The organism is Mycolicibacterium aromaticivorans JS19b1 = JCM 16368 (genome assembly GCF_000559085.1).
Lineage (GTDB): Bacteria > Actinomycetota > Actinomycetes > Mycobacteriales > Mycobacteriaceae > Mycobacterium > Mycobacterium aromaticivorans.
In genome coordinates this window covers 2,042,900-2,063,879 of the sequence record NZ_JALN02000001.1, presented here as the reverse complement: position 1 = coordinate 2,063,879, position 20,980 = coordinate 2,042,900, and the positions used below count along the sequence as shown (strand labels likewise).

Annotated in this window: 17 protein-coding genes and 2 pseudogenes; 9 read left to right on the top strand and 10 right to left on the bottom strand. The window is 66.5% G+C overall.

Annotation, left to right across the window (positions count from 1 at the left end):
• Position 1: 1 nt before the first annotated feature.
• The 3 genes from Y900_RS10015 to Y900_RS10005 are packed head-to-tail and all read right to left on the bottom strand — an operon-like array spanning position 2 to position 3,250.
• The gene (locus tag Y900_RS10015) at positions 2 to 1,180 is read right to left on the bottom strand and encodes a thiolase family protein (RefSeq protein WP_036341712.1); all 1,179 of its coding nucleotides are present in this window, start codon (positions 1,178 to 1,180) and stop codon (positions 2 to 4) included.
• Positions 1,181 to 1,182: 2 nt separating this feature from the next.
• The gene (locus tag Y900_RS10010; protein WP_036341711.1) at positions 1,183 to 2,244 is read right to left on the bottom strand and encodes a thiolase family protein; all 1,062 of its coding nucleotides are present in this window, start codon (positions 2,242 to 2,244) and stop codon (positions 1,183 to 1,185) included.
• A gap of 13 nt (positions 2,245 to 2,257) precedes the next feature.
• A complete protein-coding gene (locus Y900_RS10005) occupies positions 2,258 to 3,250 on the bottom strand; it encodes a Zn-ribbon domain-containing OB-fold protein (protein ID WP_192827492.1) in 993 nt (330 codons plus the stop codon).
• 67 nt (positions 3,251 to 3,317) lie between these two features.
• On the opposite strand from Y900_RS10005, the gene Y900_RS10000 reads away from it, so the two are divergent.
• The gene (locus Y900_RS10000; RefSeq protein ID WP_036341710.1) at positions 3,318 to 4,349 is read left to right on the top strand and encodes an LLM class F420-dependent oxidoreductase; all 1,032 of its coding nucleotides are present in this window, start codon (positions 3,318 to 3,320) and stop codon (positions 4,347 to 4,349) included.
• Positions 4,350 to 4,404: 55 nt separating this feature from the next.
• On the opposite strand, the gene Y900_RS09995 is transcribed toward Y900_RS10000, so the two are convergent.
• Positions 4,405 to 5,124, bottom strand: coding sequence for an acetoacetate decarboxylase family protein (locus tag Y900_RS09995; RefSeq protein ID WP_036341709.1), 720 nt, complete (start codon positions 5,122 to 5,124; stop codon positions 4,405 to 4,407).
• Between the two features lie 59 nt (positions 5,125 to 5,183).
• On the opposite strand from Y900_RS09995, the gene Y900_RS09990 reads away from it, so the two are divergent.
• Both Y900_RS09990 and Y900_RS09985 read left to right on the top strand, forming a co-directional pair.
• Entirely contained in the window at positions 5,184 to 6,395 is a 1,212-nt protein-coding gene (locus tag Y900_RS09990) for a cytochrome P450 (protein WP_036341708.1), read from the top strand.
• Positions 6,396 to 6,632: 237 nt separating this feature from the next.
• Positions 6,633 to 7,331, top strand: coding sequence for a cutinase family protein (locus tag Y900_RS09985; protein WP_051660354.1), 699 nt, complete (start codon positions 6,633 to 6,635; stop codon positions 7,329 to 7,331).
• On the opposite strand, the gene Y900_RS09980 is transcribed toward Y900_RS09985, so the two are convergent.
• Positions 7,318 to 8,118: a crotonase/enoyl-CoA hydratase family protein gene (locus Y900_RS09980; protein WP_036341707.1), complete on the bottom strand. Its 801-nt coding sequence runs from the start codon at positions 8,116 to 8,118 to the stop codon at positions 7,318 to 7,320. The two genes, Y900_RS09985 and Y900_RS09980, sit on opposite strands and share 14 nt — an antisense overlap.
• Positions 8,119 to 8,186: 68 nt before the next feature.
• On the opposite strand from Y900_RS09980, the gene Y900_RS09975 reads away from it, so the two are divergent.
• The 4 genes and pseudogenes from Y900_RS09975 to Y900_RS09960 all read left to right on the top strand — a co-directional run bounded on the left by Y900_RS09975 (position 8,187) and on the right by Y900_RS09960 (position 13,385).
• Positions 8,187 to 9,839: a medium/long-chain-fatty-acid--CoA/3-oxocholest-4-en-26-oate--CoA ligase gene (locus Y900_RS09975; protein ID WP_036341706.1), complete on the top strand. Its 1,653-nt coding sequence runs from the start codon at positions 8,187 to 8,189 to the stop codon at positions 9,837 to 9,839.
• The gene (locus tag Y900_RS09970) at positions 9,839 to 10,969 is read left to right on the top strand and encodes an NAD(P)H-dependent flavin oxidoreductase (RefSeq protein WP_036341705.1); all 1,131 of its coding nucleotides are present in this window, start codon (positions 9,839 to 9,841) and stop codon (positions 10,967 to 10,969) included. Before Y900_RS09975 ends, Y900_RS09970 begins: the two co-directional genes overlap by 1 nt.
• Positions 10,970 to 11,129: 160 nt before the next feature.
• Positions 11,130 to 11,832: pseudogene (locus Y900_RS33710) on the top strand (amidohydrolase family protein).
• The gene (locus tag Y900_RS09960) at positions 11,829 to 13,385 is read left to right on the top strand and encodes an acetolactate synthase large subunit (RefSeq protein ID WP_036341704.1); all 1,557 of its coding nucleotides are present in this window, start codon (positions 11,829 to 11,831) and stop codon (positions 13,383 to 13,385) included. The pseudogene Y900_RS33710 and the gene Y900_RS09960 overlap by 4 nt, the downstream one beginning before the upstream one ends.
• 272 nt (positions 13,386 to 13,657) lie before the next feature.
• Here Y900_RS09960 and Y900_RS09955 read toward each other — a convergent pair whose 3' ends face one another.
• A complete protein-coding gene (locus Y900_RS09955) occupies positions 13,658 to 14,251 on the bottom strand; it encodes a TetR/AcrR family transcriptional regulator (RefSeq protein ID WP_036346346.1) in 594 nt (197 codons plus the stop codon).
• A gap of 124 nt (positions 14,252 to 14,375) precedes the next feature.
• On the opposite strand from Y900_RS09955, the gene Y900_RS09950 reads away from it, so the two are divergent.
• Positions 14,376 to 15,509 carry a saccharopine dehydrogenase family protein gene (locus Y900_RS09950; protein ID WP_051660353.1) on the top strand — a complete coding sequence of 378 codons (1,134 nt, stop codon included), beginning with the start codon at positions 14,376 to 14,378 and terminating at the stop codon, positions 15,507 to 15,509.
• A gap of 6 nt (positions 15,510 to 15,515) precedes the next feature.
• The gene (locus tag Y900_RS09945; protein WP_036341703.1) at positions 15,516 to 16,634 is read left to right on the top strand and encodes a zinc-binding alcohol dehydrogenase family protein; all 1,119 of its coding nucleotides are present in this window, start codon (positions 15,516 to 15,518) and stop codon (positions 16,632 to 16,634) included.
• A 155-nt stretch (positions 16,635 to 16,789) separates the two neighbouring features.
• On the opposite strand, the pseudogene Y900_RS31645 reads toward Y900_RS09945, so the two are convergent.
• From Y900_RS31645 to Y900_RS09930, 4 genes and pseudogenes are all read right to left on the bottom strand, one after another.
• Positions 16,790 to 16,973, bottom strand: a pseudogene (locus tag Y900_RS31645) (IS3 family transposase); the annotation flags it as partial.
• Positions 16,974 to 17,044: 71 nt separating this feature from the next.
• Positions 17,045 to 18,565 carry a long-chain-fatty-acid--CoA ligase FadD17 gene (gene fadD17 / locus Y900_RS09940; RefSeq protein WP_036346343.1) on the bottom strand — a complete coding sequence of 507 codons (1,521 nt, stop codon included), beginning with the start codon at positions 18,563 to 18,565 and terminating at the stop codon, positions 17,045 to 17,047.
• Between the two features lie 8 nt (positions 18,566 to 18,573).
• Entirely contained in the window at positions 18,574 to 19,671 is a 1,098-nt protein-coding gene (locus tag Y900_RS09935) for an acyl-CoA dehydrogenase family protein (protein WP_036341702.1), read from the bottom strand.
• A 36-nt stretch (positions 19,672 to 19,707) separates the two neighbouring features.
• Positions 19,708 to 20,892, bottom strand: a complete 1,185-nt coding sequence (locus tag Y900_RS09930; RefSeq protein WP_036341701.1) for an acyl-CoA dehydrogenase — start codon at positions 20,890 to 20,892, stop codon at positions 19,708 to 19,710.
• Positions 20,893 to 20,980: the final 88 nt, after the last annotated feature.

Sequence of the window (20,980 nt, the reverse complement as noted above, 5' to 3'; positions counted from 1 at the left end):
GTCATTTGGCGGCAGGCTTATCGGAGCTGACCACCCACATCGAGTAGTACTGCGCACCGCCGCCGTACGCATGGCCCAGTGCCTTGCGCGCACCCTCGACCTGATGATCGCCGGCTTTGCCCATCACCTGGATCGCCGACTCGGCGAACCGGATCATGCCTGATGCACCAATGGGATTGGAGCTCAGCACGCCGCCGGAGGGGTTGAACGGGATCTTGCCGCCGATCGCCGTCTCGCCGGCCTCGGTCAGCTTCCAGCCGCCGCCTTCCGGCGCGAAGCCCAGGCTCTCCAGCCACATTGGCTCGTACCAGGAGAACGGCACGTACACCTCGGCCACGTCGATCTCGTCGATCGGACTGGTGATCCCCGCCGCCTTCCACAGTGCGGCAGCCGCATCCCGGCTGGCCTGCGGGTTGACCTGGTCGCGGCCGGCGTAGGCAAGCGGCTCGGTGCGCAGCGCCGTCGCATGCACCCAGGCGACGGGATGTCCGTCGGCCACGCGGGCGTCGGCGGCTTCCTCGTCACCGATCACCATGGCCGCCGCACCGTCCGAGGACGGGCAGGTCTCGTCATAGCGGATGGGATCCCACAGCATCGGGGATTCCATCACCTTCTCGACGGTGATGTCGGGCTGGTGCAGGTGTGCCAGTGGGTTCTTGGCGCCGTTGTGCCGGTCCTTGACCGCCACGATCGCGCCGATGTTCAAGGGTGCGCCGGAGCGACGGATGTAGGCACGCACGTGCGGCGCGAAGTAGCCACCCGCGCCTGCGCCAACCGGCTTGGTGAACGGCACCGGAATGCTCAACGCCCACATGGCATTCGACTCGGACTGCTTCTCCCACGCCATGGTCAGCACACGCTTGTACTTGCCCGACTGCACCAGGCTGGCGGCGACGATGGCCGTTGACCCGCCCACCGAACCCGCGGTGTGCACCCGGATCAGCGGCTTGCCGGTTGCGCCCACGGCGTCGGCCATGAACAGCTCGGGCATCATCACGCCCTCGAAGAAGTCGGGTGCCTTACCGACGACGACAGCGTCGATGTCGTCGAAGGTCGACCCCGAGTCCTCCAGTGCACGGTCGATCGCCTCGCGCACCAGACCGTTCATCGAGACGTCTTTGCGCTTGGCGACGTACTTCGTCTGTCCCGTTCCGAGGACTGCGGCGAGCTTTTTGGCCATGACTACTTCCCCTCCAGCACGGCGACCAGATTCTGTTGCAGCGCAGGGCCGCTGGTGGCATGAGCCAGGACGCGACCCGCCGAGCCAGAGAAGATGTGCTGGGCGGCGAACCCGATCCGCTCGAGGCCGGCCGAGAACATCGGGTTGGCAGCCAAGGCGCCGCCCGACGGGTTGATCTTCGTCGCCTCCGGCAGGCCGATCGCCTCGGTCAGGATCAGCTGCTGGTGGCTGAACGGCGCGTAGAGCTCCGCGATCTCGATGGAGCTGGTGTCGCCGCCGGTGGCCGCCTTGGCCGACGCCGCGGTCGACGGCGACGTGGTGAGGTCGCGGGCACCGAGCACCGGCGTCTCTATGCGGTGTTCGAAACCGGTGATCCACGCCGGGTTCTCCCGCAGCTCACGCGCCCGGTCACCGGCCGCCAGCACGATGGCCGACGCCCCGTCGGTGATCGGAGCGATGTCGTGGCGCCGCAACGGATCTGCGAAGTACGGCTGAGCCAGCAGTTCGCTGATGGATCCGTTCACTGCCACTTTGTCGGTGCGGCCGCCTGCGGCAAACGCGTCGAGGGCGACCTGAGCCATCTGCTCTTCGGTCCACTTGCCGGAGTCCAGGCCGAATCGCGCCTGCAGGCCTGCCATCGACACCGAATCGGGCCACAGCGGCGCGACGGTGTACGGGTCGGTCTGCAGTGCGAGCACCCGGCGCAGCGTGCCCGCCGAGGACTTGCCGAAGCCGTACACCAGCGCGGTCTCGACCTCGCCGGTCAGGACCTTGATGTACGCCTCGTACAGCGCCCAGGCCGCGTCCATCTCGACGTGCGATTCGTTGATCGGCGGCACTGCACCGATCGAGTCGATCGCAGAGATGAACGAAAACGCGCGGCCGGCAAGGTAATCCGACGAACCGGAGCACCAGAAGCCGATGTCGGTCTGCTTCAGCCCGAGCTCGTCGTAGAGCGATTTGAAGCACGGCATCAGCATCTCGACGCCGTTGGTGGTGCCGTTGGTACGCCGGACATGCGGAGCATGCGCGAAGCCAACGACCGCTACGTCGCGAAAAGTCATGTGGCGATTCCCTTTAGAGGTGGTGCTTGTAGGTGTCGTATTCGGCGTCGGGTTCGCCGGTCGGTTTGAAGTACTCGATGTTGTCGATGCCCAGACCCCACTCCTCGCGGGGCTTCCACACCGCCTGCACCCGCATGCCCATCCGCACGTCAGCGACCTCGATCTCCTGGATCAGGTGCAGGAACGGGATATCGGCGCCGTCGAGCAACACGTAGGCCGCGACGTACGGCGGCTTGATGCGCTGCCCGGCGAACGGGATGTTGATGATGGCGAACGTCGTCACCGTGCCCTTGTCCGGCAGCTCGATGAAGTTGTCCAGCTCCAGGCCGGTGGCCGGGTCGGCTTCCTTCGGCGGGAAGTAGACCTTGCCGTCGCTGCCGGTACGGGCGCCCAGCAGCTTGCCGTCTTCCAGTCCGCGCAGGAATGCGCTCTCCGGAAGCGATGCGGTGTGCTGGATCTCGATGCTGCTCGGCGACACCAGGATGGTCACCGGCTCGCGGTCGTCAGGAGACTGTTCGACGGATTCTTCGGTGTCCCCGAGCGCGAAGTACGCGATATCGGTGATCGCGCCGACGGGCTCGTCGATCCAGTGCGCGTGGACCCGCGCGCCCGTGCTGATCTCGCCGGGCGAATCCGCGGCCACCGCATGCAGCAGGGTGGTGTCCGCGCCGTCGAGCTTGATCAGCGCCCAGGCGAACGGCTTGTCCAGCGGCTGGCCCTCCAGGGGGTGGGACTGCCAGGTCCACGACTCGACGGTACCGGCACCGGCGACCGGCACCACCTCCGTCAACGGCGCGTAAGTCACGGGGTCATACTCAGCGGGTGGTACGAGCACTCGCCCGTCCGAACCGCGGACACCGAGGATACGTCGCTCACGCAGTGCGGTGAAGAACTGGCCGAGGAGTGGTCCGACTGAACGGGTGTAGTCGAATGACAGCTTCAGCGGTGCCGAAAGGGGCTTCTGATGCGCGTCGATCTGCACCGGGCTGCTTTGGCTGGTGGTCACATCATCGAGTAGAACAGGTTCTAAGAATCGTGGCAAGGACCGTGTCCCGGCCAGAAAGGCGGCACCGATGAAGCTGGGTCTGCAACTCGGATACTGGAGCGCGCAACCCCCGACAAACCATGCGGAGCTGGTGGCCGTGGCCGAGGAGGCCGGGTTCGACACCGTGTTCACCGCCGAGGCGTGGGGCTCGGATGCATTCACCCCGTTGGCGTGGTGGGGGCGTGAAACCACCCGGATGCGGTTGGGCACCTCGGTGGTGCAACTCTCTGCGCGTACCCCGACCGCGTGTGCGATGGCGTCGCTGACGCTGGACCACCTCTCGGGAGGTCGGCACATCCTGGGGCTGGGTGTCTCCGGACCCCAGGTCGTCGAGGGCTGGTACGGGCAGAAGTTCCCGAAGCCGTTGGCGCGCACCCGCGAGTACATCGACATCATCCGCCAGGTCTGGGCGCGTGACGCGCCGGTCACCAGCGCCGGCCCGCACTATCCGCTGCCGCTGTCCGGCGAGGGCACCACCGGGTTGGGCAAGCCGCTCAAGCCGATCGTGCATCCGCTGCGGGCCGACATCCCGATCATGCTGGGTGCCGAAGGCCCCAAGAATGTGGCGCTGGCCGCCGAGATCTGTGACGGGTGGCTGCCGATCTTCTACTCACCGCGACTGGCGCCGATGTACAACGAGTGGCTCGACGAAGGCTTCGCCCGTCCGGGTGCTCGCCGCAGCCGCGAGGACTTCGAGATCTGCGCGACCGCGCAGGTGGTCGTCACCGACGACCGCGCCTCGATCATGGACCTGATCAAGCCCCACCTGGCGCTCTACATGGGCGGAATGGGCGCAGAAGACACCAACTTCCACGCCGACGTCTATCGGCGGATGGGGTACGCCGAGGTCGTCGACGAGGTCACCCGTCTGTTCCGCAGCGACCGCAAAGATGATGCCGCCAAGGCCGTGCCCGACGAGCTCGTGGACGACTCGGCGATCGTCGGCGACATCGACTACGTGCGCAAACAGATCGTCGCGTGGGAGGCCGCAGGGGTGACGATGATGGTGATCGGCGCCCGCAGCCCCGAGCAGATCCACGAGGCCGCAGCGCTGCTGTAGACACTTCTTGCGAGTTGTCTAGTCAGGGCTCTAGATTGACCGGATGACGCTCGGCTCAGCTCAGCACGTGGGCGTCGCCGAACGTCATGTCGACGTGGGCGACCGATCCCGACACCATCGCGCGCTTGGGCAGCCCCAGCGACGCCAGCTCTTTGGCGTAGGGGTGGTCGCCGAGCCGCAGCGTGGCGCCGCCCGGCCGGAAGCGGACGCCCGAATTCTTCATCTCCCAGGGCACCTCGCGAGTGGTGCCGTCGGCGAAGGTGTAGGTCTTGAGCACCTGGGTGCGCGGGCGCAGCGACGGGATCGGCAGACCCCGGTGGAACTCGATTCCGGCGATCAGCGAACCGTTCTCACTGACGTCGAAGGTGAACGGGTTGGCCTCGCGCACGTTGAAGTCGGCCATGATCTTGGGGAAGCCCCAGATGGTGCGGCCGGCCTCGAGAGTGAAGGACTGGTCCACGGGCAGGTGGTGGATGAATGCCGCGGCATCTCCGAGTGCCTTGAGCCCGCGGGCATTCGAGCCCGGCGGATTGACCATCACGCAAGTTCCGAACTCGTTGTACTTGCCCAGGTCGCCGTCGATGTAGCGAGCCAGCATCAGGTTGACCACTGCGCGGCCGGGGCGGAATTCGCAGACTTTCAGTCCGCTGTAATCGACAAGTCGCTGCGCGGCGTCGGCCGGAACCGAGAACATAGCCGTGTGGACGTCGGCCTTGCGAACGCGTACCGGCATGGTGAGCACCGTGCCGGCAATCGTGTGCTGCGAATCAGACATGCGGTCACTGTAAACCGCTTTGACACCAAGCGTGAACGAAAAGTAGTGGAGGGAACCGAATGACAGGCACTCTGGCGCCGGCCAAGCCGAATGTTGATCTGACGGATGGCAATTTCTATGCCGACGGAGGGGCGCGCGAGGCGTATCGCTGGATGCGGGCCAACCAGCCGGTATTTCGCGACCGCAAAGGTCTTGCCGCTGCGACGAGCTACCAGGCCGTCATCGACGCCGAGCGCGATCCCGAGACCTTCTCCAACACCGGCGGCATCCGGCCCGACAACCCGGGCATGCCCTACATGATCGACATGGACGATCCCGGACATCTGTTGCGGCGCAAGCTCGTCAACGCAGGCTTCACTCGTAAGCGGGTGATGGACAAGGTCGCCGGGATCGACACGTTGTGCGACACGTTGATCGATGCGGTGTGCGAGCGGGGGGAGTGCGACTTCGTCCGCGATATCGCGGCCCCGCTGCCGATGGCCGTGATCGGCGACATGCTCGGTGTGCTGCCCGAGGAACGCTCGACGCTGTTGAAGTGGTCCGACGACCTGGTGTGCGGCTTGAACTCGGCTGCTGACGCCGAAACTCTGCAGGCGGTGATGGATGCGTTCGCCGGCTATTCCGCGTACGCCACCGACACCATCGCCAAGCGCCGGGCCGAGCCGACCGACGATCTGTTCTCGATCCTGGTCAACTCCGAGGTCGAAGGCCAGCGCATGGCGGACGACGAGATCATCTTCGAGACCCTGCTGATTCTCATCGGCGGCGACGAGACCACCCGGCACACATTGTCGGGCGGCACCGAACAGCTTGTGCGCCATCGGGATCAGTGGCAGCATCTGGTCGCCGACCCGAGCCTGATACCCGCGGCCATCGAGGAGATGCTGCGCTGGACCTCGCCGGTGAAGAACATGGCCCGAACCGCCATGCGCGATGTGGACTTCCACGGCACTCAGTTGCGCCAGGGCGAGAAGATGCTCTTGATGTTCGAGGCCGCCAACTTCGACGAGTCGGTGTTCGGTGACCCGGAGAACTTCCGTATCGACCGGAACCCGAACAGCCACTTGGCCTTCGGCTTCGGAACCCACTTCTGCCTCGGCAATCAGCTGGCTCGCCTGGAGTTGAGCACCATGGTGCGCAAGGTTCTAGAACGTCTGCCGGACCTGCGGCTCGCCGACGACTCCGCGCTGCCGTTGCGCCCCGCCAACTTCGTCAGCGGCCTCGAGCAGATGCCGGTGGTGTTCACTCCGTCGCGGCCCGTGCTGGCCTAGGCGCGACTCGCGCGACCGTCACACCAGAGTCACGGCCGACGCCCACCGTGCCGCCGGGGTGACGCTCGGCGTGTTCTCGGGTGTTTGGGTACTCCCGATTCTGGGAACCACGACCCCACCTCGGGGTGAGCGGTGGTGCTGGCCGGACCGGGGCGACATCGTGACTAGTTGTGGGGCGACATGAGTGTGAATGAATCTGACCAGGCCCATTACCTGCGGCGGTTCTTTCTTGCCGCGATGCTGACCACCGCGGCGCTGGTGACGGCGCCGACGGGCAGCCCGGTCGCCTCGGCCGACGAGGGCTGTCCCGACGTTGAGGTGGTGTTCGCCCGCGGCACATTCGAACCGCCGGGCGTCGGTGGTATCGGGCAGGCGTTCGTCGACGAGCTGCGAGCTCAGCCACAACTGGCGGGCAAGTCGGTCGACGTGTATGCGGTGAATTACCCCGCTTCACTGCAGTTTTCGACCGCGGCTGACGGCGTGGTGGATGCGAGTAACCGGGTACGCGACATGGCGAATCGGTGTCCGAACACCAAGATGGTGCTTGGCGGCTATTCGCAGGGCGCGGCGGTGGCCGGCTACGTCACCGCCGACAAGATCCCGGACGGCTACATCCCACCCGACGGCATCACCGGGCCCATGGCGCCGGAGATCGCCAAGCATGTCTCGGCTGTCGCGCTGTTCGGCAAGCCGTCCAACGGGTTCTTGAACACCATCGACCGGACCGCCCCGCCGATCACGGTGGGCAGCCTCTACGCCGCGAAGACCATCGACCAGTGCGTCCCCGAAGATCCCATCTGCTCGCCGACCGGCCGAGACAATGGGGCCCACCAGGCCTACGCCGCGAACGGAATGACCGCGCAGGCAGCCAGTTTCGCGGCGGACAAGATCGTCGCGGCAATGGCGACGGCCCCGAAGGCGCCTAGCGCATCTTGAACTGCGGGGCCCGCTTCTCCTTGAACGCCAGCGGACCTTCTTTGGCGTCGTCGGACAGGAACACCGGGATGCCGTTGGCGGTGTCGGGCTTGAATGCGTCGAGTTCGTGCATGCCCTCGGCCTCGCGGATGGTCTTCAGGATCGCCTGCACGGCGAGAGGGCCGTTGTTGTTGATCACCTCGGCGATCTCGAGCGCCTTGTCCAGCGCCGTGCCGTCGGGCACCATGTACCCGATCAGCCCGTAGGACAGCGCCTCTGCGGCGGTGATGTGCCTGCCGGTCAGCAGCAGGTCGCAGGCGATGGTGTACGGGATCTGCCGGGGCAGGCGGACGGCCGAGCCCCCCATCGGATACAGGCTCCACTTGGCCTCGGAGATACCGAACTTCGCGCTCTCACCCGCCACCCGGATGTCGGTGCCCTGCAGGATCTCGGTGCCGCCCGCGATGGCGGGGCCTTCGACGGCCGCGATCAGCGGCTTGGTGAGCCTGCGTCCTTTCAGTAGACCCTCGATCTTCGTCGGGTCGAAGGCACCGCTCTTGAACGAGTCACCGGGAGGCGCCTTGGTCGCGCCCTTGAGGTCCATGCCCGCGCAGAAGTAGCCGCCGGCGCCCGTCAGGATGCAGGTGCGGATCTCCGGATCGTTGTCGACGCGGTCCCAAGCCTCCACCATGATCGAGAGCATCTCGGTGGAAAGTGCGTTGCGCGCCTCGGGCCGGTTCAGCGTGACGATGAGAGTGTGTCCGCGCTGCTCAATGAGGGCATCGGGGCTTTTTTCGGACTCGCTCACGGGTACCTGCCTTCCAGCGTCACTGCCACAGACTTGTCAGGAAATGTAACACGTTCTAATTTGGGTCCGTGGCCCTGAACATAGCTGATCTAGCCGAGCACGCCATCGACGCCGTGCCAGACCGCGTCGCCTTCATTTGTGGTGACGACAAAATCACGTTCGCCGAGTTGGAGGAGAAGGCGAACCGCTTCGCGCACTACCTCCTAGACCATGGCGTCAAGAAGGACGACAAGGTCGGGTTGTACTGCCGCAACCGCATCGAGATCGTGATCGCGATGCTGGGCACCATCAAAGCGGGCGCAATCCTGGTCAACGTCAACTTCCGCTATGTCGAGGGCGAACTGCGGTACCTGTTCGACAACTCCGACATGGTCGCGTTGGTGCACGAACGCCAGTACGCCGACCGGGTCGCCAACGTGCTTCCCGAAACTCCGAACGTCAAGACGATCCTCGTGGTCGAAGACGGCAGTGACAAGGACTTCGCCCGCTACGGCGGCGTGGAGTTCTACACCGCACTGGCCGAAGCCTCACCCGAGCGGGACTTCGGCGAGCGCAGCGAGGATGACATCTACCTGCTGTATACCGGCGGGACCACCGGCTTCCCCAAGGGCGTGATGTGGCGCCACGAGGACATTTACCGGGTTCTGTTCGGCGGCACCGACTTTGCCACCGGTGAATTCGTCAAGGACGAATACGACCTGTCGCGGGCGGCCGCGGAGAACCCGCCGATGGTGCGTTACGCGATCCCGCCGATGATCCACGGCGCCACCCAGTCGGCGACCTGGATGTCGATCTTCTCCGGCCAAACCACCGTGCTGTCACCGGAATTCGACGCCGACGAAGTGTGGCGCACCATCCACGAGCACAAGGTGAACCTGCTGTTCTTCACCGGTGACGCCATGGCGCGGCCGCTGCTCGACGCGCTGCAGGCCGCCCTGGACGGTGGCCGGGAATACGATCTGTCGTCGCTGTTCCTGCTGGCCAGCACAGCTGCCCTGTTCTCCACCAGCCTCAAGGAGAAGCTGCTCGAACTGCTGCCCAACCGGGTCATCACCGATTCGATCGGTTCGTCGGAGACCGGCTTCGGTGGCACCAGCATCGTGGCCAAGGGCGAGCACCACAACGGTGGTCCGCGGGTCACCATCGACCATCGGACGGTCGTGCTCGACGAGGACGGCAACGAGGTCAAGCCCGGATCGGGCGTGCGGGGTGTGATCGCCAAGAAGGGCAACATCCCGGTCGGGTACTACAAGGACGAAAAGAAGACGGCCGAGACGTTCAAGACCTACAACGGCGTGCGCTACGCGATCCCCGGCGACTATGCCGAGGTCGAGGCGGACGGCTCGGTGACGATGCTGGGCCGCGGCTCGGTGTCGATCAACAGCGGTGGCGAAAAGATCTACCCCGAAGAGGTCGAGGCCGCGCTCAAGGGCCATCCGGACGTCTTCGATGCCCTGGTGGTCGGTGTGCCCGATCCGCGCTTCGGCAACCACGTCGCCGCCGTCGTCGCTCCCCGCAAGGGAGCCCGCCCGTCGCTGGCCGACCTGGATGTGTTCGTGCGCAAGGAGATTGCCGGCTACAAGGTGCCACGCAGCCTCTGGATCGTCGACGAGGTCAAGCGCTCACCCGCCGGCAAGCCCGACTACAAGTGGGCCAAGGACCAGACCGAGCTGCGCCCCGCCGACGAGGTGCACGCCAAGCACGCTGGAGCCGCTAGCTGATGCGTACCGAGCTCTGCGATCGCTTCGGCATCGAATATCCGATCTTCGTCTTCACCCCGTCGGAGAAGGTGGCCGCCGCGGTCACCCGCGCCGGCGGCATGGGTGTCCTGGGGTGCGTGCGGTTCAACGACCCCGACGACCTCGAAGCCGTGCTGCAGTGGATGGACGCCAACACCGAAGGCAAGCCGTACGGCGTCGACGTCGTGATGCCGGCGAAGGTCCCCACCGAGGGCTCGTCGATCGACATCAACAAGCTGATCCCGCAAACACATCGGGACTTCGTCGCCAAGACGCTCGCCGACCTGGGAGTGCCGCCGCTGCCCGAGGACGAGGCGAAGTCTGAAGGCGTGCTCGGGTGGCTTCACTCGGTGGCCCGCAGCCACGTCGAGGTTGCGCTGCGGCACCCCATCAAGCTCATCGCGAACGCGCTGGGCTCTCCTCCCAAGGACGTCATCGACCAGGTTCACGAGGCCGGGGTTCCGGTGGCGGCGCTGGCCGGAAGCGCCAAGCATGCGCAGCGGCACGCGGAGAACGGCGTCGACATCGTGATCGCCCAGGGCCACGAGGCCGGCGGGCACACCGGCGAGATCGCCTCGATGGTGCTCGTGCCGGAGGTCACCGATGGGTTAGCTGGGCTGGACCGGCCGGTCGCTGTGCTCGCAGCGGGTGGTATCGGCACCGGCCGCCAGGTGGCTGCCGCGCTCGCGCTTGGCGCACAGGGTGTTTGGATGGGGTCTGCGTTCCTGACCGCCGCCGAGTACGACCTCGGTGTTCGCACCGAGGGCGGCGCATCGGTGATCCAGGAGGCGCTGCTGGCGGCCAGCTCGAGCGACACGGTGCGCCGCCGCATCTACACCGGCAAGCCGGCCCGCCTGCTCAAGAGCCGGTGGACCGAGGCGTGGGACGCCGAGGGTGCACCCGAGCCGCTGCCGATGCCGTTGCAGAACATCCTGGTCTCCGAGGCGCATCAGCGGATGAGCGCGTCCGAGGACCCGTCCACCGTCGCGATGCCGGTCGGTCAGATCGTGGGGCGGATGAACGAGATCCGTCCGGTCGCCGACATCATCGCCGAACTGGTCACGGGCTTCGAGGCCGCGACGCGACGTTTGGACTCGATCCGCGAGAGCTAGGTGCGTCGCGCGTCTACAGTCGAACGCGATGACCATCGACGTGTGGATGCAGCACCCCACCCGTCGGTTTCTGGCCAGCGACTTCCTCGCGTCGCTGCGTCGGTGGACCGGTGGGCGGATCCCCGAGGGTGACCTGCCGATCGAGGTCACGGTCTCCGCGATGGATGCCGCCGGCGTCGGAGTCGGCCTGCTCAGTGCCTGGCGTGGACCCCACGGTGCGGACCTGGTGTCCAACGACGAAGTGGCCGAATGGGTTCGCCAGCACCCGTCGAGGTTCGCAGGGCTGGCCGCGGTGGATCTCGACCGCCCCATGGACGCGGTCCGCGAACTGCGCAGGCGGGTCCGTGACGACGGCTTCGTCGGGCTGCGAGTGGTGCCGTGGCTGTGGGGTGCACCCCCCAACCGGCCGTCGGTACTACCCGCTGTTCGCCGAATGCGTAGAACTCGGGGTGCCGTTCTGCACACAGGTGGGCCACACGGGTCCGCTGCGACCGTCGGAGACCGGTCGGCCGATTCCCTACATCGACGAGATCGCCCTGGACTTCCCCAAACTGACGATCGTCTGCGGTCATGTCGGGTATCCCTGGACCGAAGAGATGGTCGCCGTGTCCCGCAAACACGAGAACGTCTACATCGACACCTCTGCCTACACCTCCCGGCGGCTACCGAAGGAGCTCGTGAGCTTTATGAAGACCGGCACCGGTGCACGGAAAGTGTTGTTCGGCACCAACTATCCGATGATCGGACACACGCACGCGCTGGACGGCCTCGACGAACTCGGGTTGTCCGAGTCGACCCACTCGGCGTATCTGCACGACAACGCGACTCGGGTCTTCGCCAAACTCGGGGCGGTGGCCGCATGAACGGCGCACAGGCACTGATCTCGACCCTGGTCGACCACGGGGTGCGGGTGTGCTTCGCCAACCCCGGCACCTCGGAGATGCACTTCGTCGCCGCGCTGGACACCGTGCCGCAGATGCGTGGCGTGCTCACCCTGTTCGAGGGCGTCGCCACCGGGGCCGCCGACGGTTACGCACGCATCGCGAACGAGCCCGCCGCGGTCCTGCTGCACCTGGGCCCCGGACTGGGTAATGGCCTGGCCAATCTGCACAACGCACGACGCGCGCATGTGCCTGCGGTCGTGATCGTCGGTGATCATGCCACCTATCACAAGAAATACGACGCGCCGTTGGAGTCGGACATCGACTCGGTGGCCGGGACCGTATCGGGCTGGGTACGCAGGACCATGGCGGTCGCCGACGTGGCCGCCGATGCCGCCGCGGCCATCGCGTCCGCGCGTGCCCACCGGCACATCGCCACGTTGATCCTGCCCGCGGATGTGTCGTGGGATGAGGGCGCATTCGGTGTGAACGAGGTTGTGGCACAGCCGGCCGCCGTCCTTCATGATGCTGGTCAGATCGAGTCAGTGCTTCGCTCCGGTGAGCCCACGGTCATCATGGTCGGGGGCGATGCCACCGGGGCCGACGGCCTGTCCGCAGCGGTCAGGCTCGCCCAGGCGTACGGGGCCCAGGTGTTGTGCGAGACCTTCCCGACCCGACTGGAGCGCGGCGCCGGACTGCCGGCTGTCGAGCGGCTGGCCTACTTCGCCGAAGCGGCTACCGCCCAGCTCGCGGGGGCCAAGCATCTGGTGCTGGCCGGTGCGCCGCATCCGGTGTCGTTCTTCGCCTATCCGGGCAAGCCCAGTGATCTGGTGCCAGACGGTTGTGCGGTGCACACGCTCGCCGGACCGGTCGGCGCCAGGGCCGCGCTGACCGCGTTGGCCGACCGGATCGCGCCGGCCGAGATTGCCGCCCTTGCGGCGATGTCGCGGCCGTCGTTGCCGAGCGGTCCGCTCAACGTGATGACCTCTGCCGACGTAATCGGTGCGTTGCTGCCCGAACACGCCATCATCGTCGACGAGTCGAACACGTCGGGAGTCCTTCTGGCACAGGCCACGGCCGGCGCCCCCGCGCACGACTGGCTCACCCTCACCGGTGGGGCGATCGGGTACGCGCTGCCGGTTTCGGTCGGCGCCGCGATTGCTGCGCCGGATCGGCCGGTGCTGTGTCTGGAGTCCGATGGTTCGGCGATGTACACCATCTCGGCACTGTGGACACAGGCCCGCGAACAACTCGACGTCACCACGGTGGTCTACGCGAACCGTGCCTACGACATCCTGCGCATCGAACTGCAGCGGGTGGGCGCCGAGGCGGCGGGGGAGCGGCCGGGTCCGAAAGCCGAGTCGCTCCTCGACTTGACCAGTCCCACAATTGATTTCGTCCGAATTTCCAAAGGCATGGGGCTACCGGCCCGCCGGGTGGGCACCGCCGAGGAGTTCGCCGACGCGCTGCGGTGGGCCTTTGACGAACCGGGACCGCACCTCATCGAGGCGGTCATGCCCTCGATCACCGGCTAGCTTGCATTGAAACCGCACTGAGAGTCACGTTTTGGCGAAATGTTCGCGCTCGGTGTGGCGTCAAGGTCGAATTGACCGGGCCCCCTGAGTGGTCCACAGCAATCGAGAGTTGTCAACGGGTACAGCGGCCAGCCCAGCGGGTTGATCTCTCGTGAGCGCCTCCAGCCCGAGAGTCGCGGTATCTCGGACCTGGATCTTCCCGACGTTCACTTGCTGTCCCAACATGATCGGTGTATCGCCGGTACCTCGAGGTTGTCGTCGGGCGTGCCCCCTCAGGGTTCATCGGTCGGTGCTGCGGCGGTGAGGCGTTTGGCGAAAACCGTTAGGGCGGTGAATGTTTCGTGGAGGACTTGCAACAGTGATAGTTGCTCGTCCTGGTCGAGCCAGCGGGTGACAGCTACACCGAAGACGCTGACCGCGATCTGGGCTGTCAGGGTTGCGGTGAGTTCATCGACGCCACGCTGGAGAAGCCCGAGCTTGATGGCCTCGGAGAGAATGGACTGTTTGCGTAGCTCGCGTTCGCGTAGACCGTCGTCGGTTTCGATGATGCCGCGTCGAGTGAGTAGGTAGCCGCGCTGACCTTCCAGCTCGGCGGCGACGGTCTGCAGTCCCTGAACGATTGCGTCCATCGGGCCCAGGGTGGCTGGGGTGTCGGCCAATACGTTGGCGACCACCGTCGGGAGTTCGGCTTGGTAGGCGAACAGGACCTCGCGCTTATCGGCGAAGTGCCGGAAGAAGGTTCGCGTCGTCAATCCCGCGCGTGCGGTGATCTGCGGCACGGTCGTCTCCGCGAAACCTTGCTCGACGAACAGCTCCAAGGCGGCGCGCTCCAACCTGCTTTGCGCGCCGGACGGCCATCGACTCATGGCGACCATCGTAACCGGTTTGATGACATTCAATGTCGTCATTGACGACACGCAGTGTCATGACTTACTGTGTGATGACACGCAATGCCATCACATGATGGCAGGTGACGACGGGAGTGGCGTGATGACGACCAATGACGTGTGGATCTTGGGAGCGACCGGTCGGGCGGGTCGGATGATCGCGGCACGGCTGCACGCGGAGGGTGCGCCGCTGGTACTGGTGGGTAGAGCCCGCGACCGCCTCGAGCACGTCGCCGCCGAGCTGGGGGCTACGCCGCGACTGGTGGTCGGCGACCTCGATGCGGCGCTATCCCGGCTGGCCCAGGACGCCCCGGCCGTGGTGGTGAATACCGTTGGCCCGTTCGCGACCACGGCAGCCCAGGTCGCGAGGGCTTGCCCGGCAGGCACGCACTACGTTGACATCGCCAACGAACTCACCGCCGTCGAATCGATCCTGGATCTCGACCGCCGCGCCGCCGCTGCGGATCAGGTGCTGGTTACCGGGGCGGGCTTCGGTGTGCTGGCCACTGAGAGTGTGGTGTTGCGGCTTTGCCAGGGCCAACCCCGCCCGAGTCAGGTGCGTGTCGATGCGCTCGCGTCAGTCGCCACCGATAGCGGCGCCCTCGGCCCGGCGCTGGCCGGAACCCTGGTGGAGATCCTCGCTTCCGGAGGCCGGGAGGTCCGCGACGGTCGCCTGGTGCGCGCCGCGATCGGCGCACATGCCGTCACGCTGAGCACACCCGAGGGTGATGTCCTGCCCACCGGAAGCGGTCCCAGCGGGGAGTTGATCGCGGCATGGCGAGCTAGTAACGCCAACTCCGTGGTTGCGGCCTCCTTCTTGACGCCCACGAGCGCCCTGACACGGGTGTTACCGGCGATCTCGGCGGTCTTGCGGATCCCCGGCCTACGCAACCTCGCCACCACCGCCATCGCCAAGCTTCGGGTGCGCGCCGGCGACCGCCCGCGCGCGTCGTCCTGGGGTCACGCCCGGGTGTGGTGGCCCTCGGGCAGCGTTCGTGACGGTTGGCTGCGCACCGGCGATGGACACGACTTCACCGCGGCGGTCGCCGCCGAAGTCACCCAACGTCTGCTCCGCGGCGACGGCCGCCCGGGTGCGTTCACACCCGGAGCATTGTTCGGCTCCGAACTCGCCGAGGCTGCCGGCGGCAGCTTCCTCACCGGCGACGCCATCAGCCCTGCCGCCGACCCCACCCATACGAAGACCGAACGGGGCATTCACCCCGCCACGAAAGGATGAGTTGACATGTCCAACAACACCGCCGCCTGGATCGGATCCAAAGGCGCGGCCCTCGAAGTCAAGGCCGCCCCCTACCCGCATCCCGGCGAACACGAAATCGTGGTCCGCAACCACGCCGTGGCGATCAACCCGTACGACTGGATCATCCAAGCCACCGGGGGGCTCTTCACTCGATGGATCACCTACCCTTTCATCCTCGGCTCCGATCTGGCCGGTGAAGTCGTCGAGGTCGGACCCGGTGTCACCCGATTTTCAGTGGGTGACCGTGTCCTTGGGCATGCCGTGGGCACGGAGAAAGCCCGCAACAGCGCCGCCGAGGGCGCCTTCCAGGAATACACCATCGTCCTGGATCACATGGCAGCCCCCATCCCAGCCACCATGGCCTACGAGGACGCTGCGGTGCTGCCACTGGCCCTGTCCACCGCCGCCTGCGGGCTATTCCAAAAAGATCAGTTGGGCCTCGAATATCCCTCGGCGACAGCCAAACCCACAGGGAAGACCCTCTTGGTGTGGGGTGGCTCAACCAGTGTCGGCAGCAACGCCATCCAACTCGCCGTCGCGGCCGGCTACGACGTCATCGCTACCGCGTCGCCACGGAACTTCGACTACGTCAAGGGCCTGGGTGCGGGCCAGGTCTTCGACTACAACAGCTCCACTGTGGTGGCTGACATCGTTGCGGCGTTGCACGGCAGAACGATTGCCGGAGCCCTCGCGGTCGCCACCGACTCAGCGGGCGTATGCGCCGAGATCTTGGGCTTTGCTTCTGGCACCAAATTCGTCTCCATCGCCAGCCCGCCGGTGTCGTTCGCCAGCGTGACGCCGGGTCGCAGCAAGAGCGTGCAGCTTGCCCGGCTCATCGCGCGGGTGGCAACCTCAACAGTGTCCACGCAGATCAGATTTCGAATGAGACACGTTGGCAGCAAGATGATCTGGGGCGCCTCTCTGATGGACGACGAAGTCAGCACCGTCATCTACAACGATTTCCTGCCCCAGGCTCTCGCTGACGGCCGCTACCGCGCCGCCCCCGCCCCCCTCATCATCGGCACCGGCCTTCACCACATCCAAGCCGGACTCGACGCGCAAAAGAAAGGCGTCTCCGCCAAAAAAATTGTGATCACCCTCTGAACCCCACCCAGACCCAGGCATCCTGGCGGTTCACCGTGGGGCTGCCTGGGAGCGCGAGTGGTGACCGTTCGCCGACCTCCGGGGCCGGCTGGAGATGACAAGCGGCCTCCCGCCGTCATTCCGGGGCTCGAAGTTTCTCCGGGTCATCTCCCGCAGCGCGTCCTTCCCCCGTCCTCGGGCTTGAGCCCACCAAACTGGTTACGCCTCCGGGTGGGTAGGTTGCTCCGAGACCCCGCTCGCGACACACCTACGCGGTGTCCTTGCCCTCGGCCAACAGCCGATCAGCGTCATCAGCTTGCGTACGATCTGCTCGGGAGTATGCCGCTTCCTCGTCGCCATGACTTTCTCGAGCCTTCCTGCCCACGTCGTGGGTTGCAAGACTCTCGTAGGTCTTGGTCAACCGATTCCGGCTAGCGCCGTACCTCGAACACCGGGTCGGCGCACTCCAGCGCCTCGGCCGACAGCCTGCGCTTGATGATCTTGAACGTCTCAGTGCGCGGCAACGATGTGCTGACCCGCACGAACGCCGGCCACTGCTTGGGCCCGAGGTCACTTTGGGCGGTCAGAAACTCGCGGAAGTCGTTCACGTCGAACGTCGCGCCCTCGGGCATGACCAGCGCGGCCATCACCCGATCACCGACCGCCGGGTCGGGGATGGCGTAGACCGCCGCCTCGGTCACATCGGGGTAGCGCATCAGCACCCGCTCGATCGGTGCGGTGCCCAGGTTCTCGCCGTCGACCCGCATCCAGTCGCCCAGTCGGCCGGCGAAGTGCACGTAGCCGGCGTCGTCACGGTAGGCCAGATCGCCGCTGTGGTAGACGCCGCCGGTCATCCGCTCCGACTCGGCGTCCGGGGCGTTGTAGTAGCCGCGGAAGTTGCCCGGACCGGTGAGGTTCACCAGTTCGCCGATGACCCCCGGCGGGCACGGCTCGCCGGTGTCGACGTCGACGATCTCGAGACCTTCGGGCAGTGGGCCCAGCGCACCCTCGGGGGTGTCCGGGGTGCGGGCGATGTTGACGCCGCCCTCGGTGGATCCGAACCCGTCGACCACCGTCACGCCGAACCGCGCGGCGAACCGGTCGATGTCGCGCGGCGCGGCTTCATTGCCGTAGACGACCCGCAGCGGGTTGTCGGCATCGTCGGGCCGCACCGGCGTGGCCAGGATGTAGGACATCGGCTTGCCCACGTAATTGGCGTAGGTGGCGTTGAACCGGCGCGCGTCAGGGATGAACTGGGAAGCGGAGAACTTGCGGCGCAACGCAATCGATGCCCCTGCCGCCACCGCGACGGCCCAGCCCGCCATCACCGCGTTGGAGTGGAACAGCGGCATCGACAGATAGCAGGTGTCGGCGGGTCCGAGGCCGAATCTCTCGGACAGCATCACACCCGGGACAGCCACCTTCTCGTGGGTGCAGCGCACCGCCTTCGGGTCGCCGCTGGTGCCCGAGGTGAAGATCAGCATGAACAGGTCGTCGAACGTGCTGGGCGCGAACGAGATCGGGGATCCGCGAAACCGTGCGAGCTCATCGGCCCACTCCGGCGAACCGACGTCGATAACGGCCGTACCCTCCGGGGCGAACCCGGCGCCGTAAGTATCGAGATCACCGTCGGCGAGGACCAGCTGACAGTCGGCGGTCTCGATGTCGCGCGCCAGCGCCTCGCCGCGGCGGGTCGGGTTCAGCCCGACCGGAACCAGCCCGGACATCGCGGCCGCCACCAGCAGCGACGAGAAGAACGGCGTGTTGCCCAGCAGGACGCCGACATGCGGTGGCTTGGCCGGATCGAGCCGCGCTTTGCACGCCGCCGCCAGGTCGGCGGCGTCCTGAATATGTTGGCGCCAGGTCGAATACGAGCCATCGTCGGCATGGATGCCGCGATCGTCGACGTCAGCCAGCCGCGCCAGCAGGTCGGTGACGGTCGGCTGGTTCACCGATCCGGTCAAGCCGGCGTGTCGGCCAGCTCACGGCCGATCTGCCGCAGCTGTGTGGTGGCGCCGCCGAGTGCGAACTCGATCTGCTTGGCAGTGAGGAAGTATCGGTGCACCTGGTGGTCGACATCGATCCCGACACCGCCGTGGACGTGCACGGTGGTGTGGGCGACGCGGTGTCCCGCCTCGGCAGCCCAGAACGCGGCGGTGGCCACTTCGGGGTCGGCGGGCAGGTCCTCCGACAGTCGCCAGGAGGCCTGCACCAGCGCCAGGCCCAGGCCCTTGATGTCGATGTAGTCGTCGGCAAGCCGGGCGGAGACCGCCTGGAAGCTACCGATCGGCCGGTCGAACTGCTCGCGGGTACGGGCGTACTCGGCCGTCAACTCGAGCGCACGCTCCAGCACGCCGAGCTGGAAGGCGGTGTACCCCAGCGTCTTGTGGGTGGACAACCACGCCAGCACCTCGGCGTCACCGACGATCCGGTCGGCGCCGACCTCGACGCCGGCGAGGTCGAGCTCGCCCGCGCTGTTCAGTCCCGTGGTCAGCAGCGACGTCACCGATACCCCCGCGTCATCCTTGGCCACCAGGAAGACCTTCGTGCCGGAATCGGTTTCAGCGGGAACCAGGAACGCGTCCGCCACCGGACCGAACGGGACCTGGGTACGGGTGCCGGTCAGCCGGAACCCGCCGCCGGAGGCGGCGGCCTGCACCGGGCCCTGGCCCCATTCGCCGTCGAGGGCGACGGTCAGGATCTTCTCGCCGGCCACTGCCGGGGCTGCCCACTGCTCGCGCAGTTCCGGTGTGCCGACCCGGCCCAGCGCTCCCGCGCCGAGGACGACCGACTCCAGGTAGGGCACCGCGGCCAGCTGTCGGCCCAGCGCCGCCAGGATCGCCGTCTGCTCCAGAACACCGAACCCGGCGCCGCCCACCGATTCCGGTGCGGCAGTGGACAGGATGTCGGCGTCGATCAGCTTGCGCCACAGTTCGGTGTCGAAGCGCTGCTCGAGGCTGTCCAGCTCACGTTGGTGCTGGGGGGTGCAGACGGCGTCGACGATGGTGCCGACGAGGCCCGAAAGATCTTGTGCCGCTTCTGTTCTGGTGAAGTCCATGTTGGTCCTAAGCCTTAGAGGTCTTCTCGGTCTGGTTCAGCGGTTGACTCGGGGCAGGCCCAAGGCGACCATGCCGATGATGTCGCGCTGGATCTCGTTGGTGCCGCCACCGAAGGTGAGGATCAGGGCCGCGCGGTGCATCCGCTCGATCCGGCCGCGGAGAAGGGCGCCGGGCGAATCCTGGCGCAGGGTGGCTGAGGGGCCGAGGATCTCCATCAGCAGCCGGTAGGCCTCGGTGGCCAGTTCGGTGCCGAAGACCTTGGCCGCAGAGGCATCGGCGGGGCTGAGGGTCCCGCTCTTGGCGGAGGCCAGCTCCCAGTTGATCAGCTTGAGGTACTCGCCCTTGGCCAGCACGCGGGCGAGGTTGAGCTGCACCCATTCGGAGTCGATGAGGCGGTTACCGTGGGCATCCTTGGTGTTCTGCGCCCACTCTCGAACCTGGTTGAGCGCGAGGAAGATCGGCTGGGCCGACACCAGCGCCACCCGTTCGTGGTTGAGCTGGTTGGTGACCAGCTTCCAGCCACCGTTCTCTTCGCCCACCCTGCTGCTCACCGGTACGCGCACATCCTGGTAGTAGGTGGCGCTCGTGCCGACGCCGGCCATCGTGTGCACCGGAGTCCAGGAGAAACCGTCGGCGGTGGTGGGCACGATCAGCACCGAGATGCCGCGGTGCTTCTTCGCCTCGGGATTGGTGCGCACCGCCAGCCAAACGTAGTCGGCGTACTGGATCAGGCTGGTCCACATCTTCTGACCGTTGACCACGTAGTCGTCGCCGTCCTGCACCGCGGTGGTGCGCAACGCCGCGAGGTCGGTGCCCGCGCCGGGCTCGGAATAGCCGATGGCGAAGTGCAGGTCGCCCGAGGCGATCTTGGGCAGGTAGAACTTCTTCTGCTCCTCGGTGCCGAACGCCATGATCGTCGGCGCGACGCTGTTGATCGTCAGGAACGGCACCGGCGCGCCGGCGATGGCCGCCTCGTCGGTGAAGATGAGGGAGTCCATCGGGTCGCGGTTCTGGCCGCCGTATTCCTCGGGCCAGTTCAGCGTGAGCCAGCCGTCCTTACCCATCTGGGACACGGTCTCGCGGTAGATGTTGCCGGTGCCGATCTCGCCGCCCGAGGTCGACGTGAGTGCTTCCAGGCGTTCCGGCGTCATCAGCTTGCCGAAGTACGAGCGCAGCTCGCGGCGCAGCTCCTCTTGTTCGGGGGTGTAACTGATCCGCATCGACTCGATCCTCCGCTGAAAGTTGCAAGCTGTCGACGACCCGCCGACACTCCTGGTTGTAACACGTTCTAGTCTTGTGGTCCAGCGC

Coding starts and splice junctions, on each gene's coding strand:
- Y900_RS10015 (WP_036341712.1), bottom strand. CDS start 1,180: ATGGCCAAAAAGCTCGCCGCAGTCCTCGGAACGGGACAGACGAAGTAC.
- Y900_RS10010 (WP_036341711.1), bottom strand. CDS start 2,244: ATGACTTTTCGCGACGTAGCGGTCGTTGGCTTCGCGCATGCTCCGCAT.
- Y900_RS10000 (WP_036341710.1), top strand. CDS start 3,318: ATGAAGCTGGGTCTGCAACTCGGATACTGGAGCGCGCAACCCCCGACA.
- Y900_RS09995 (WP_036341709.1), bottom strand. CDS start 5,124: ATGTCTGATTCGCAGCACACGATTGCCGGCACGGTGCTCACCATGCCG.
- Y900_RS09990 (WP_036341708.1), top strand. CDS start 5,184: ATGACAGGCACTCTGGCGCCGGCCAAGCCGAATGTTGATCTGACGGAT.
- Y900_RS09985 (WP_051660354.1), top strand. CDS start 6,633: ATGCTGACCACCGCGGCGCTGGTGACGGCGCCGACGGGCAGCCCGGTC.
- Y900_RS09970 (WP_036341705.1), top strand. CDS start 9,839: ATGCGTACCGAGCTCTGCGATCGCTTCGGCATCGAATATCCGATCTTC.
- Y900_RS09960 (WP_036341704.1), top strand. CDS start 11,829: ATGAACGGCGCACAGGCACTGATCTCGACCCTGGTCGACCACGGGGTG.
- Y900_RS09955 (WP_036346346.1), bottom strand. CDS start 14,251: ATGAGTCGATGGCCGTCCGGCGCGCAAAGCAGGTTGGAGCGCGCCGCC.
- Y900_RS09950 (WP_051660353.1), top strand. CDS start 14,376: ATGACGACCAATGACGTGTGGATCTTGGGAGCGACCGGTCGGGCGGGT.
- Y900_RS09945 (WP_036341703.1), top strand. CDS start 15,516: ATGTCCAACAACACCGCCGCCTGGATCGGATCCAAAGGCGCGGCCCTC.
- Y900_RS09935 (WP_036341702.1), bottom strand. CDS start 19,671: ATGGACTTCACCAGAACAGAAGCGGCACAAGATCTTTCGGGCCTCGTC.
- Y900_RS09930 (WP_036341701.1), bottom strand. CDS start 20,892: ATGCGGATCAGTTACACCCCCGAACAAGAGGAGCTGCGCCGCGAGCTG.